This is a genomic window from Microbacterium trichothecenolyticum, assembly GCF_030818955.1.
GTDB lineage: Bacteria > Actinomycetota > Actinomycetes > Actinomycetales > Microbacteriaceae > Microbacterium > Microbacterium trichothecenolyticum_B.
Window position 1 is genome coordinate 3,004,302 of the sequence record NZ_JAUTBF010000001.1, and the last position, 12,711, is coordinate 3,017,012.

The window sequence follows — 12,711 nt, forward strand, 5'->3', positions numbered from 1 at the left end:
GCCGACCGGCGCGCTCTCACCGAGCCTGGCAGAACGGGGCGGCCTCGCGCATCCGTGGATTCCGGATGCCGCGGCCCCGGTGTCGGTGGTCGGGTCTAGCGTGGAGGAATGGTCGGTTATCGCTACCTCGGAAACAGTGGATTCAAGATCTCGGAGATCACCCTCGGCAACTGGGTGACCCACGGCTCGCAGGTCGGTGACGACGCCGCGATCGCGACGGTGCACGCCGCGCTCGACGCCGGGATCACGACGTTCGACACCGCCGACACGTACGCCAACACGGCGGCGGAGACGGTGCTCGGCAAGGCCCTCGAGGGCCAGCGCCGCGAGTCGCTCGAGATCTTCACGAAGGTGTACTTCCCCACCGGCCCCATGGGTCCGAACGACACCGGGCTCAGCCGCAAGCACATCATGGACTCCATCAACGGGTCGCTGAAGCGCCTCGGCACCGACTACGTCGACCTCTACCAGGCGCACCGTTTCGACTACGAGACCCCGCTCGAAGAGACGTTCCAGGCCTTTGCCGACGTGGTTCGCCAGGGCAAGGCGCTCTACATCGGGGTGTCGGAGTGGACCGCCGAGCAGCTGCGCGAGGGCCACGCGCTCGCCACGCAGCTCGGCATCCAGCTCATCTCGAACCAGCCGCAGTACTCGATGCTGTGGCGCGTGATCGAGGGCAAGGTCGTGCCGACCAGTGAGGAGCTCGGCATCTCGCAGATCGTCTGGTCGCCGATGGCGCAGGGCGTGCTCAGCGGCAAGTACCTGCCGGGGCAGCCCGTGCCCGAGGGCTCGCGCGCGACCGACGAGAAGAGCGGCGCCACGTTCATCAAGCGGTTCCTGCGCGACGACGTGCTCGAGGCCGTGCAGCGGCTCAAGCCCATCGCCGACGAGGCCGGGCTCAGCCTGCCGCAGCTCGCGATCGCGTGGGTGCTGCAGAATCCGAACATCGCCGCGGCCCTCGTGGGCGCCTCGCGCCCCGAGCAGCTCGCCGACACCGTGAAGGCGTCGGGCGTGACCCTGGATGCCGGCATCCTCGCCGCGATCGACGAGGCGCTCGGCGACGCGGTGTTCTCCGACCCCGAGAACACGTACGAGGTGTCGCCGAAGCAGCGTCTGGTCTGAGCGCGGCGCGGGGCGGGTCGGGTGACGGCGTTCGGCCCGCTCTCGCGTGTCCGGCGGGGCCTGCGGGCGCGGCGTCGAGTGCGGGCCGGGCGCGCCCGGCCCGGCCCCGTGGCCGAAGGCGTGGGTGACGAGATCGCATTCTCGTCGAGGGCGCACGCGATTGCATCCCGACGAGTGCGGCTTCGACGAGAGACGGCGATCTCACCCGACGATGTCCGATCGCGGCCGTTGAGTGCCCGCTCGGCTGCGCCTCAGGCCCCGCACAGGGTGCGGCAGGGAACGCGTCGTACCCTGTGCGAATGTCCTTTTCCGCTCACCGGCCCGGCCGTTTCGGCTCCGACGGCCGAATCGAGTTCACGACGGACGAGGAACGCGAGCAGTATCTCGACGACATCCTCGCCGCGCAGAACGCGGCGAAGCCCGAAGCAGCGCCGCAGGATCACTCCGCCGAACCGTGGGGTGCCCCGCGCTCCGGCGACGAACCGGCAGACCCGTTCGTCGACGAGCGCGCCGCCCCGCTCGAGCGCACCGCCTCGCTCGAGCGCGACGAGACGCTCCCGCTCGACCGGGACGACACTGGCCCCCTCGACCGTGACGAGACGCTCCCGCTCGACCGCGAGACCGGAAACGACGCGCAACTCGACGCCTCATCGGCCGAGGGCGTGACGGAGCCGCCCGCGGTGACGCCCGCTCCCGTGGCGTCCGAGCCCCGCCAGCCGCGCCTGCGTCGCCACGACCCTCGCCGCCCCCGACTGTCGCTCGTTCGGCGCATGGCCGTGCTCGGTGGCGCCGACAACGACGTGCTCGACGAGGTGCCCGAAGAGGTGCCGCGCTTCGTGCAGATGTTCCTCGTGCTGGCGGGTACCGCTCTCGTGTCGGCGCTGTCGATGATGTTCGCACTGCTCACGGGCGTGCGCGTCAGCATCTTCCTCGCGATCCCGCTGGCCCTGGTGTGGGGCCTCATCATCTTCAACCTCGACCGCTTCCTCACCTCGACGATGCGCTCGACCAAGAACATCTTCCGCCTGCTCGGGCTGGCCTTCCCGCGCGTGATCATGGCGGCGCTGATCGGCATCGTCGTGGCGGAGCCGCTGGTGCTGCAGGTCTTCCAGAACGACATCGCCCGCGAGGTGAACTCCACCAACGTCACGCAGGCGTTGAGCGACCAGGACGCCGTGACCAACGGCCCCGAGAAGCAAGCGCTCGACGCCGCCAGCGCCCAGGTGTCGGCGCTCGAGAACCAGGCCGCGACCGGCATCGTCACCGGCACGTCGTCGACGTCGGCGGAGTCCGCGGCTGCCCAGCAGACCGTCGACCAGCTCACGCAGCAGCTCGCTGCGCAGCAGAGCGTGATCGATCAGGCGCGAGCGGTGTATCAGTGCGAGCTGACCGGCCAGGGCGCCGGCACCGTTCCCGGCTGCACCGGGGTCGCCGGCAACGGGGCGAGCTCGGATGCCGCGCAGGCACAGTTGGCCCAGGCGCAGGCGGCGTACGACGCGCTGTCGACGCAGCTGCAGCAGGCCCAGTCCACGCTCGCGGCCGCCAACACCGCGGGAGCCGAGTCCGCGGCATCCTCCGCCGGACAGAACAAGCAGCAGGCCGAAGACCAACTGCCCGCGGCTCGGGCCCAGTACGAGTCGGCACTGGCCGCGTACAACGCGCGCGCGGCATCCGTCGCCGACGGCAACGCGGGCGCCGTGGGCCTGCTGAGCCAGATCACGGCCCTTGAACGCCTGTCGGATCGCGAGCCGGTCCTGCGTTGGGCGCACTACCTCATCGCCGCGCTGTTCTTCATGATCGAGCTGTTGCCCGTGCTGGTGAAGGTGCTCACCGGCTTCGGCGGCCCCTCGTTGTACGAGAAGGCCGAGAGAATGCGCGGCCAGATCGCGCTCGACCGTGTCACGGCGCGCACGTTCCGCAAGCGCGCCGACGTGATCGCCGACGAGGCGGCCCGGGTTCCCGCGGCGACCGCGTCGTGACCGTCTGGAGCGCGGGCCTGCTGCTGTACCGGCTGACGCCCGCGCCCGAGGTGCTCGTCGCGCACATGGGCGGGCCGTTCTGGGCGAAGAAAGACGCCGGTGCCTGGTCGCTCCCCAAGGGAGAGTACGACCCCGACGCCGAAGGTGCTCTGGATGCCGCCCGCCGCGAGTTCCGCGAGGAGCTCGGCGTCGAGCCGCCCGAGGTCGAGTGGGCTGAGCTCGGTACCTTCGCCTACTCATCGGGCAAGAAGGTCGTCGTATTCGCGGGCGACGGTTCCGGGTTCACGGCGACCGACCTCGTGTTCGGCGAGTTCGAGATGGAATGGCCGCCGCGGTCGGGCAAGCGCGCGTCGTTCCCCGAGGTCGACCGCGTCGAATGGATGGCTCTGGATGCCGCGCGCGACGCGCTCGTGAAGGGCCAACGCCCCGCTCTCGACGCGCTCGCCGCCGCCCTCGAGGCGCTGCCCGGCGCCTGACGCGTCTGCGAAACGCGCTCGACGGCGTCACCCGCGCCCGACGCCGCCCGGAGACGTCGAGGAGCGGGTGCCGCCGCCCGGAGACGTTGAGTGTCCAAGACACGCCGCTTGGCGCCGGCCGCGTGCGGCGTGTCCTGGACACTCAACGGTGGGTGGGGCCCCGACCACAGCCGGGGCGGAAGCACACGGCTCAGGGGCGCAGCAGCACCTTGCCGACCCGGGGCGAGTCGCTCGCGACCATGGCCTCGCGCACGTCGTCGAGGCCGAAGGTCGCAGCGACCGGGAGGGTCACGGTGCCGTCGGCGAGGTAACGCGACAGTTCGCCGAACAGGGCGCCGCGGGTGTCGGCATCCATCGTCTTGCTGACGACGCTGCCCCAGAAGCCCTTCACGGTGGCCTGGCGGAAGATGATGTCGCCCGCGCCGAGCTCGAGCTTTCCGGCGCCCATCGAGCCGAAGATGACGAGCGTGCCGTTCTCGCTGAGCAGCGACAGCACCTGGCCCGCTGCGGGACCGCCGACCGAGTCGACGCCCGCGACGATACGAGCCCCCTCGGCGAGGGCGAGGGCCGTGTCGCGCCAGTCGTCGGCATCCGTCGACACGACGTTGTCGATGCCCTGTGAAGCCAGTTCCTCGACGGCGCTCTGGCGTCGCACGAGACCGATGACGTGGATGCCGCGGGCTCTCGCGATCTGCGCGACCATGCGCCCCACGGCCCCGTTGGCGGTGTTCTGCACGATCCAGTCGCCCGGCTTCAGGTCGAGCGAGTGCAGCAGGCTGATGGCGCTGAAGGGCATCGCGACGAGCTGCGCGGCGACCTCGTCGGGCAGGGCGTCGGAGACGGGGATGAGGCCGGCGGCCGGGGCGATGACGTACTCGGCCCACACGCCGAAGGTGCCACCGGTGGCGACGCGCTGGCCGATCTCGAGCGAGACGCCCTCGCCGACGGCATCCACCACGCCGACGGCTTCGGTGCCGGCGCGGGCGGGGAGCTCGGGCTTGAAGCCGTAGGTGCCGCGGATGGTCCACAGGTCGTGGTTGTGGATGGGCGAGAGGATCACGCGCAGGCGCACCTCGCCGGGGCCGGGGGCCGGGGTCTCGACCTCTTCGACGCCGAGGACGTCGGCCGGTTCGCCGAACTCGTGGTGGATGATCGCGCGCATGGTTCCTCCTGTGGTTATTTTGTAACGACCGGTCTAATATAAACCCGGGGCTGGTGAATGCAACCGGGAGGACCCTGAGCCTGTCGAAGGGTCCGGGAGGTGCTCATCCGCCCCGAAGGGGAGAGCGAACATGGGGAGAACAGCGAGCTTCGAACGCTCCGCCGTCGTCGACGCCGCGCGCGACGTGTTCTGGCGACGCGGATACGCCGAGGCGGGGATCACCGAGCTCGAAGAGGCCACCGGGCTCACGCGTTCGAGCATCTACAACGCCTTCGGCAGTAAGCGCGGCCTGTTCGATGCGGTGCTCGCCGCCTACCTCGACGACGTCGTGCGCACGCGCCTGCGTCCGCTGGGTGGGGGAGACCCCGGCGCGCTCGAGGCGTACGTCGCTGAGATGAGCGACGCCATCGCCGCGGACACCCCGCGCGCTCGGCTCGGATGCCTGCTGCTCAACGCCGGTTCGTCACCGCTCGCGAGCGACGACGCCGAGGTGCGTACGCTCGTGTCGGACTACGCCGCCGAGATGCGCGCCGCGATCCGCGCGGCCGTCGCCGATCGTCGCCCCGATCTGGCCCCGGATGCCGTGGACGCGCTCGCCGCGGTCTGCGCGTCGCTCGTCGTGGCCGGGCTGACCCTTGCCCGCGCCGATCGCGATGCCGCGCTTGCGACCCTGGCATCCATCCCGGCGACGTTGGAGGCGTGGGGTCGAGGCGTGTGAGGGGTCACGAAACGTCGAGAATCGCTTGCGGATCTCACGTTTTCTCCTGGTGAGCAAGGAGCCGCGGCGTCCTGGGGTCGATGGGCGTCGGATGACCTTGCGCATCCTGCTGGTGACCGCCGCCGCCGGCCTCGCCTTCGGGTTGAGCTTCATCTTCACCGGCCACATCGCTTCAGGCACCGAGTCAACGCAACGCAACGTGGCCGGAGTCATCGGCGTCCGCCTCGTCGAGAGTCCGGGCTTCCGCACGCGCGCGTTCCGAAGAGACCGCCACGCGAGCGCATCGCATTGACGGTGCTCGCGGGTGTGTCGACGGGCTGGCACGGACGCGCCTCGATTCGCGCGGGGCGCTTCCGTGTTCGAGGACTCAGCCGAGCTTCACCGCGGTGCCGTAGGCGACGACCTCCTGGAAGTTCTGCGCCACCTCGCTCGTGTCGAAGCGCATGGCGATCACCGCGTCGGCGCCGAGGGCCTGCGCCTGTTCGATCAGGCGCTGCTTTGCCTCGTCGCGGCTGTCTTGCAGCTGCTTGGTGAGGCCCTGCAGTTCGCCACCGAAGATCGACTTGAGGCCGGCGCCGAACTGCACGCCGATGTTCCGTGCGCGTACGGTCAGGCCGGTCACCTCGCCGTACACCTCGACGATCTGGCGGCCGGGAATGTCATTCATGGTCGTTACGAGCATGCGCTCAGTGTGACAGGGGGGTTCGGGCCGCGCGAGGGGGGAATTACCCATAATTGTGTATACGCAACCGGTGTGGATGCGAGGCAACGGGCCACGGGGATCGCCCATTGCATACACTGAATGCAGCACAAGGGAGGTGCGGCATGCGAGCCAGCGAGCGCGCTTACGTGACCCTCCTCGACGAGATCCAGACCGGCGCACTGCCCCCGGGCACCGTGCTCGCCGAAGTCGAGCAGTCCACGCGTCTCGGAGTCAGCCGCACGCCGCTGCGCGAGGCGTTGCGCCGTTTGGCATCCGATGGTCTCGTCGCCCAGGCGTCGCCGCGCGTGACGGTGGTCGCCGGCATCGACGTCGATGACATCCGCGACCTGTTCGAGGTGCGGCGTGCGCTCGAGGCGGAGGCCGCGCGTCTGGCCGCGCTGCGCGCGGACCGGCGCGTGTTCACCTCACTCGCCCGTGAGTTCACCACCATCGACACGGCCGAGGCGGACGCCTACTACGCGCTCATCGCCCGCTTCGACGCCGGGGTCGACGCTACGGTCGACAACCCCTACCTCGCGGCGGCCCTGCGAAGCGTACGCACTCACCTCGTACGGGTGCGACGGATGGCTCGCGACAACCCCCTTCGCCTCTCGGCATCCGCCCGGGAGCATGAACTCATCGCGCGCGCGATCGGCACCGGCGACCCCGAACTCGCCGTCCATGCCACCCACGTGCACCTGCACAACGCCCTCACCACCATCCTCGAAGCCTTGACGGAGGACCCCTCATGACGATCACCCACCACGTGCGCGTGCACCGCAGCGACGAGAACCTCGCCCGCGAGGGGCAGCTCGCCTGGTCTCTCGCCCGGGTCGCGGTCGATGCGGTGGCCGTCGACGACGACGTGGTCGACATGATCGTCAACCGCCTGATCGACAACGCCGCCGTCGCCGCGGCCTCGCTCACGCGGCAGCCCGTGAGCGCCGCGCGCCAGCAGGCCCTCGACCACGCCGTGTCGATCGGCGGCTCGGGCGCGACCGTGTTCGGATGCCTTCTCGAACGGCGCACGAGCCCCGAGTGGGCCGCGTGGGCCAACGGTGTGGCCGTGCGCGAACTCGACTACCACGACACCTTCCTCGCCGCCGACTACTCGCACCCGGGCGACAACATCCCGCCGGTGCTCGCCGTCGCTCAGCACACCGGACGTGACGGCGCCGCGCTCGTGCGGGCCCTCGCCACGGCGTACGAGATCCAGATCGACCTCGTGCGTGCGATCAGCCTGCACAAGCACAAGATCGACCACGTCGCCCACCTCGGCCCCGCCGCCGCCGCCGGCATCGGCACCCTGCTCGACCTCGACCAGGAGACGATCTACCAGGCCATCGGCCAGGCCCTTCACACCACCACCGCCACGCGGCAGTCGCGAAAGGGCGAGATCTCGACGTGGAAGGCGCACGCCCCCGCCTTCGCCGGCAAGATGGCGATCGAGGCCGTCGACCGCGCGATGCGCGGCGAGACCAGCCCCTCGCCGATCTACGAGGGCGAGGACGGCGTCATCGCCTGGCTGCTCGACGGTCCCGACGCCTCGTACGACGTGCCGCTCCCCGGCGAGGGCGAGAGCAAGCGCGGCATCCTCGACTCGTACACGAAGGAGCACTCGGCCGAGTATCAAGCGCAGGCCTGGATCGACCTGGCCCGTCGCCTCGGCACGGAACGCCCCGATCTGCGCGACCCGGCGAACGTGGCATCCATCGTCCTGCACACCAGCCACCACACGCACTACGTCATCGGTTCGGGCGCGAACGACCCGCAGAAGTACGACCCCACCGCGTCGCGCGAGACGCTCGACCACTCGATCCCGTACATCTTCGCCGTCGCCCTGCAGGACGGCGCGTGGCACCACGTCGACTCGTACACGCCCGAGCGCGCGGGCCGCTCCGACACCGTCGAGCTGTGGCACAAGGTCACGACGGCCGAGGATGCCGAGTGGACGCGCCGCTACCACTCCGAAGACCCGAACGAGAAGGCGTTCGGCGGCCGCGTCGTCATCACCCTCGCCGACGGCTCGACCGTCGAAGACGAGATCGCCGTCGCCGACGCGCATCCGCTGGGTGCCCGGCCGTTCGCGCGGGAGGACTACATCCGTAAGTTCCGCACCCTCGCCGAGCCCGTGCTGCTGCCCGAGGAGATCGAGCGTTTCCTCGAGCTCGTGCAGCGCCTGCCCGAGCTGACGCCCGCCGAGGTCATGCAGCTGTCGATCGTCGCCAAGCCCGGCGTGCTGGCGCTGGCGCCGGCGCCGAAGGGGTTGTTCTGATGCGCGGCGGCGGGTGCGCGCCACCGAAGCCCGAGCCGCCGGTGCGGGAGTGGGCCGGTCGGGTCGGCTGTCGTGTGGACTCTGCCCGCAGTCGGGACGGGCGGGTGGGCCGTGGTGCGGGGTCGGTCGACGGTCCCGGGTTCCGGGTGGGCCGTGGTGCGGGGTTCGTGGTCGACACGCCGGTTCGGGATGCCGTGGGGCGGCGTGTCGTCGGTGATCTCCGCCGGGCGGTCCGCGCCGCCGCCCCGGGACTCCGCCGGACGGCCCACCCCGCCGCCGCGTACCTCCCCACGAAGGAAGGAGCCCGCTGATGCTGTACGCCCAGACCACCGCGGCCGAGAAGCGCCGCGCGTTGCGCGAGAAGCTGGCATCCGGTGAGCTCGTGCGGATGCCGGGGGCCTTCAATCCGCTGTCGGCCCGGCTCATCGAGCGCAAGGGCTTCGACGGCGTCTACATCTCGGGCGCCGTGATCGCCGCCGACCTGGGCCTGCCCGACATCGGCCTCACGACCCTCACCGAGGTCGCCGGGCGCGGCCAGCAGATCGCGCGCATGACGGAGCTGCCGGCGATCATCGACGCCGACACCGGGTTCGGCGAGCCGATGAACGTGGCCCGCACGATCCAGACGCTGGAGGACGCGGGCCTTGCCGGCGCGCACATCGAAGACCAGGTCAATCCCAAGCGGTGCGGTCACCTCGACGGCAAGAGCGTGGTCGATGCCGACACGGCGATCAAGCGCATCCGCGCCGCCGTCGATGGTCGGCGTGATCCGAACTTCCTCGTCATCGCCCGCACCGACGTGCGCGCGGTCGAGGGATTGGATGCCGCGATCGAGCGCGCGAAGGCTCTGGTCGACGCCGGCGCCGACGCGATCTTCCCCGAGGCGATGCGCGACCTCGGCGAGTTCGAGGCGATGCGTTCCGCTCTCGACGTGCCGATCCTGGCGAACATGACCGAGTTCGGAAAGAGCGAGCTGTTCTCCACCGCGCAGCTGCGCGACGCCGGCGTCAACATCGTCATCTGGCCGGTGTCGCTGCTGCGCCTCGCGATGGGTGCGGCGGGCCGGGGCCTCGACGCCCTGGCATCCGAGGGCCACCTGCGCCACCAGCTCGGCGACATGCAGCACCGCGCCGACCTGTACGACCTGGTCGACTACGAGGGCTACACCCGCTTCGACGCCGACGTGTTCGACTTCACCGTCGAGCGCTGAGTCCGCTCCACCACCGCTGAGTTGCGCCGGATGCTCGCGTGGAGAGGACCTTCGCGGACATCCGGCGCAACTCAACATCAGGGCACCAGCGCACACGACTCAAGGGAGAGACGATGACCGACATCAAGAAGGGCCTCGCGGGCGTGACGGTCGACGAGACCGCCGTCAGCAAGGTCAACCCCGAGACCAACAGCCTGCTCTACCGCGGCTACCCCGTGCACGAGCTCGCCGCCACGCAGCCGTTCGAAGCGGTCGCGTTCCTGTTGTGGAACGGGGAGCTTCCGGATGCCGAGCAGCTCGCCGCCCTGCGTCGCACCGAGCGCGAGCACCGGGCGCTGCCCGACGACGTCCGAGCCGCGATCGACCTGCTGCCGACGTCGGCTCACCCGATGGACGAGGTGCGCACCGCCGTCAGCGTCATCGGCGCGCGCGAGACCGCGGGGATCTCGAACGTGATGGATGCCGTGGGCACTCCCGAAGAGAACCTCCAGCGCAGCATTCGTCTCTGGGCGCAGCTGCCCGCCGTGGTCGCGTACGGCCAGCGCCGCCGCCGGGGGCAGGAGCTCATCGCTCCGCGCGACGACCTCGATTACGCCGCGAACTTTCTCTGGATGACGTTCGGCGAAGAGATCTGCACCCCGCCGCAGGCGGCTGAGCACGTCGAAGCCACCGAGGCCGCATCGGTGCCGGCCCCTTCGACGAGCTCAGGGTCCTCGGCATCCGGCGGTGTTCCCGACCCGGTCGTCGTCGACGCCTTCACCCGCTCCATGACCCTGTACGCCGAGCACTCGTTCAACGCCTCCACCTTCACCGCGCGCGTGATCGCGTCGACCCTCAGCGACCTGTTCTCCGCGGTCGTCGGCGCCATCGGCGCGCTCAAGGGTCCGCTTCACGGTGGCGCGAACGAGGCCGTGCTGCACGTGTTCGACGAGATCGGTACCGCAGGCAACGTCGTGCCGTGGCTCGATGCCGCCCTCGCCGACAAGCGCAAGATCATGGGCTTCGGTCACCGCGTGTACAAGCGCGGCGACTCGCGCGTGCCGACGATGAAGGCCGCGCTCGACACCCTCGTGGCCCACTACGATCGCCCCGACGTCGCCGAGCTGTACGACGCGCTCGAGAGCGAGTTCGTCGCGCGCAAGGGCATCTACCCCAACCTCGATTACCCCTCGGGCCCGGCCTACGCGCTGATGGGCTTCGACACCCTCACCTTCACGCCGCTCTTCGTCGCCTCCCGCGTGACGGGCTGGACCGCGCACATCCGCGAGCAGCAGGCCGCGAACGCGCTCATCCGCCCGCTGTCGGAGTACGTCGGCCCCGACGAGCGGCACATCGACGGCTACGTCGCCGACGCGGCCGTGCGCGACGCGCAGGAGCGCCCCGAAGAGGCGGCGAGCTGATGGGCGAGCCGCGGATCGTCATCGTCTCGGGTGCCCGCACGCCCATCGGGTCTTTCGGCGGGTCGCTGTCGGGCGTCGACGCGCACGAGCTGGGGGCCGTCGCGGTCGAGGCCGCGCTGACCCGCGCCGGCGTCGCCAAAGACGACGTCGACGAGGTCGTCATGGGCTGTATCGCCCAGAACGGCCCCGATGCTTACAACGCCCGCCGCGTCGCGCTCGCCGCGGGTCTGCCCACACGCGTCCCCGCCTTCACGGTCAACCGGCTCTGCGGCTCGGGACTGCAGGCGATCTGGTCGGCCGCGCAAGAGCTTCGCTGGGGCGGTATCGACGTCGCCGTCGCGGGCGGCGACGAGAGCATGTCGCGCACGCCCTTCCTCGACTACGGCGCCCGCGGCAACAGCCGTCTCGGCGACCGCACGCTGCTCGACGGCACGCTCGCGATCCTCACCGACCCCTTCAGCGGCCGGCACATGGGCACGACGGCCGAGGTCGTGGCATCCCGATACTCCGTCTCGCGCGAGGAGCAGGACGCCTTCGCCGTCGAGAGCCAGCGACGGGCATCGACGGATGCCGCGCGCGCGGCGTTCGCGGAAGAGATCGTGCCCGTGACCACCGGTGGCAAGCGGCCGGTCGAGGTATCCGTCGACGAGCACCCGCGACCGGGCACGACCCTCGAGGCGTTGGCGGGCCTGCGCCCCGCGTTCGAGCGGGACGGGTCGGTCACGGCCGGGAACTCCTCCGGCATCAACGACGGCGCCGCCGCCACCGTGCTGCTGCGCGAAGACGATGTCCGCGATCGCGGCCTGACCGGCCTCGCGACGCTCGAGGCCGTGACGACCGCCGGCGTCGACCCCGAGATCATGGGGTACGCGCCGGTTCTCGCCCTGCAGCGTCTGTGGGAACGCACGGGGCTCAGCCCGGCCGACGTCGACGTGATCGAGCTGAACGAGGCCTTCGCCGCGCAGGCGGTCGCGGTGACCCGCGACGCGGGCCTCGACCCCGAGAAGGTCAACCCGTACGGCGGCGCGATCGCGCTGGGGCATCCCGTCGGGGCGACGGGCGCGACCCTGACCGTGCGCGCGGCCCTCGACCTGCGACGCCGCGACCTCGAGTACGCGGTCGTGACGATGTGCATCGGCGGCGGTCAGGCGCTCGCGGCGCTGCTGCGGCGGTACTGACGCCACACGACGGCCGGGCCCGGGACGGTCGACCTCGACACGGCGGGCTCTCGTCAGGGGACGAAGACGTCCGCGGCGCCGGCCCCCATGAGGAAGAGCCGGCCGCCGAACAGTACTTGCGCGGCGATCATGCCGATGAGCGAGGCGATGGCGACGCTCGCCAGGGCGTACCCCCAGGCGCGACCGGTGCGCGGTTGCCGCGGGAACACCGTGAGGCCCAGCGCGACGATGCCGACGGCGTGCGCCACGAGCAGGGGGACGGTACCGAACTCGAACCCGAAGCCGGCCATGCTCGTGCCCGCGGCCACTGCCTTCGGTTGCTCGGTCATCTCCTCCAAGAAGGCCATGCCGAACCACACCCAGGCCACGACCGCCACCACCACCCCGAGCACGCTGAGCACCCAGAACATCGCCCCCGGTGAGCGGCGTCGCGCGGTGGCCGGGCGCTGTGCGGTCCGTGTCGAGCTCATAGGGCTCAGGGTAGGCGA

At 70.8% G+C, this 12,711-nt stretch carries 13 protein-coding genes; 10 read left to right on the forward strand and 3 right to left on the reverse strand.

What is annotated here, in order from left to right:
* Nucleotides 1-108: 108 nt before the first annotated feature.
* From QE412_RS14220 to QE412_RS14230, 3 genes are all read left to right on the forward strand, one after another.
* Nucleotides 109-1,122 (forward strand): aldo/keto reductase family protein, encoded by a 1,014-nt coding sequence (locus QE412_RS14220; RefSeq protein WP_307485149.1) that lies wholly within the window; start codon nt 109-111, stop codon nt 1,120-1,122.
* Between the two features lie 299 nt (nt 1,123-1,421).
* On the forward strand, nt 1,422-3,101 hold the full coding sequence (locus tag QE412_RS14225) for a DUF4407 domain-containing protein (RefSeq protein ID WP_307485152.1): 1,680 nt from the start codon (nt 1,422-1,424) through the stop codon (nt 3,099-3,101).
* The gene (locus tag QE412_RS14230) at nt 3,098-3,577 is read left to right on the forward strand and encodes an NUDIX domain-containing protein (protein ID WP_307485155.1); all 480 of its coding nucleotides are present in this window, start codon (nt 3,098-3,100) and stop codon (nt 3,575-3,577) included. Before QE412_RS14225 ends, QE412_RS14230 begins: the two co-directional genes overlap by 4 nt.
* Before the next feature lie 190 nt (nt 3,578-3,767).
* On the opposite strand, the gene QE412_RS14235 is transcribed toward QE412_RS14230, so the two are convergent.
* A complete protein-coding gene (locus tag QE412_RS14235) occupies nt 3,768-4,739 on the reverse strand; it encodes a zinc-binding dehydrogenase (RefSeq protein ID WP_307485158.1) in 972 nt (323 codons plus the stop codon).
* Between the two features lie 130 nt (nt 4,740-4,869).
* Here QE412_RS14235 and QE412_RS14240 point away from each other — a divergent pair, with 130 nt between their 5' ends.
* Both QE412_RS14240 and QE412_RS14245 read left to right on the forward strand, forming a co-directional pair.
* Nucleotides 4,870-5,457, forward strand: a complete 588-nt coding sequence (locus QE412_RS14240; RefSeq protein ID WP_307485162.1) for a TetR/AcrR family transcriptional regulator — start codon at nt 4,870-4,872, stop codon at nt 5,455-5,457.
* Nucleotides 5,458-5,548: 91 nt separating this feature from the next.
* Nucleotides 5,549-5,749 (forward strand): hypothetical protein, encoded by a 201-nt coding sequence (locus tag QE412_RS14245; protein ID WP_307485165.1) that lies wholly within the window; start codon nt 5,549-5,551, stop codon nt 5,747-5,749.
* A 75-nt stretch (nt 5,750-5,824) separates the two neighbouring features.
* On the opposite strand, the gene QE412_RS14250 is transcribed toward QE412_RS14245, so the two are convergent.
* Nucleotides 5,825-6,190: a YbjQ family protein gene (locus tag QE412_RS14250; RefSeq protein WP_307485167.1), complete on the reverse strand. Its 366-nt coding sequence runs from the start codon at nt 6,188-6,190 to the stop codon at nt 5,825-5,827.
* Nucleotides 6,191-6,282: 92 nt separating this feature from the next.
* On the opposite strand from QE412_RS14250, the gene QE412_RS14255 reads away from it, so the two are divergent.
* The 5 genes from QE412_RS14255 (at nt 6,283) to QE412_RS14275 (ending at nt 12,223) form a co-directional block, all read left to right on the forward strand.
* Nucleotides 6,283-6,912 (forward strand): GntR family transcriptional regulator, encoded by a 630-nt coding sequence (locus QE412_RS14255; RefSeq protein WP_307485171.1) that lies wholly within the window; start codon nt 6,283-6,285, stop codon nt 6,910-6,912.
* Nucleotides 6,909-8,435: an MmgE/PrpD family protein gene (locus QE412_RS14260; protein WP_307485174.1), complete on the forward strand. Its 1,527-nt coding sequence runs from the start codon at nt 6,909-6,911 to the stop codon at nt 8,433-8,435. The genes QE412_RS14255 and QE412_RS14260 overlap by 4 nt, the downstream gene beginning before the upstream one ends.
* Nucleotides 8,436-8,745: 310 nt before the next feature.
* Nucleotides 8,746-9,645 (forward strand): methylisocitrate lyase, encoded by a 900-nt coding sequence (gene prpB, locus QE412_RS14265; RefSeq protein ID WP_307485176.1) that lies wholly within the window; start codon nt 8,746-8,748, stop codon nt 9,643-9,645.
* A gap of 113 nt (nt 9,646-9,758) precedes the next feature.
* Nucleotides 9,759-11,045: a citrate/2-methylcitrate synthase gene (locus QE412_RS14270; protein ID WP_307485179.1), complete on the forward strand. Its 1,287-nt coding sequence runs from the start codon at nt 9,759-9,761 to the stop codon at nt 11,043-11,045.
* The gene (locus QE412_RS14275) at nt 11,045-12,223 is read left to right on the forward strand and encodes a thiolase family protein (protein ID WP_307485183.1); all 1,179 of its coding nucleotides are present in this window, start codon (nt 11,045-11,047) and stop codon (nt 12,221-12,223) included. The genes QE412_RS14270 and QE412_RS14275 overlap by 1 nt, the downstream gene beginning before the upstream one ends.
* Nucleotides 12,224-12,276: 53 nt before the next feature.
* Here QE412_RS14275 and QE412_RS14280 read toward each other — a convergent pair whose 3' ends face one another.
* Complete coding sequence (locus QE412_RS14280) at nt 12,277-12,693, reverse strand: hypothetical protein (RefSeq protein WP_307485186.1); 417 nt, start codon at nt 12,691-12,693, stop codon at nt 12,277-12,279.
* Nucleotides 12,694-12,711: the final 18 nt, after the last annotated feature.

Bases quoted from the DNA above. Each gene is read 5' to 3' on its own strand.
- QE412_RS14250 (WP_307485167.1), bottom strand. From the start codon at position 6,190: ATGGGTAATTCCCCCCTCGCGCGGCCCGAACCCCCCTGTCACACTGAG.
- QE412_RS14240 (WP_307485162.1), top strand. From the start codon at position 4,870: ATGGGGAGAACAGCGAGCTTCGAACGCTCCGCCGTCGTCGACGCCGCG.
- QE412_RS14280 (WP_307485186.1), bottom strand. From the start codon at position 12,693: ATGAGCTCGACACGGACCGCACAGCGCCCGGCCACCGCGCGACGCCGC.
- QE412_RS14260 (WP_307485174.1), top strand. From the start codon at position 6,909: ATGACGATCACCCACCACGTGCGCGTGCACCGCAGCGACGAGAACCTC.
- QE412_RS14275 (WP_307485183.1), top strand. From the start codon at position 11,045: ATGGGCGAGCCGCGGATCGTCATCGTCTCGGGTGCCCGCACGCCCATC.
- QE412_RS14255 (WP_307485171.1), top strand. From the start codon at position 6,283: ATGCGAGCCAGCGAGCGCGCTTACGTGACCCTCCTCGACGAGATCCAG.
- QE412_RS14245 (WP_307485165.1), top strand. From the start codon at position 5,549: ATGACCTTGCGCATCCTGCTGGTGACCGCCGCCGCCGGCCTCGCCTTC.
- QE412_RS14225 (WP_307485152.1), top strand. From the start codon at position 1,422: ATGTCCTTTTCCGCTCACCGGCCCGGCCGTTTCGGCTCCGACGGCCGA.
- QE412_RS14220 (WP_307485149.1), top strand. From the start codon at position 109: ATGGTCGGTTATCGCTACCTCGGAAACAGTGGATTCAAGATCTCGGAG.
- QE412_RS14270 (WP_307485179.1), top strand. From the start codon at position 9,759: ATGACCGACATCAAGAAGGGCCTCGCGGGCGTGACGGTCGACGAGACC.
- QE412_RS14235 (WP_307485158.1), bottom strand. From the start codon at position 4,739: ATGCGCGCGATCATCCACCACGAGTTCGGCGAACCGGCCGACGTCCTC.
- prpB (WP_307485176.1), top strand. From the start codon at position 8,746: ATGCTGTACGCCCAGACCACCGCGGCCGAGAAGCGCCGCGCGTTGCGC.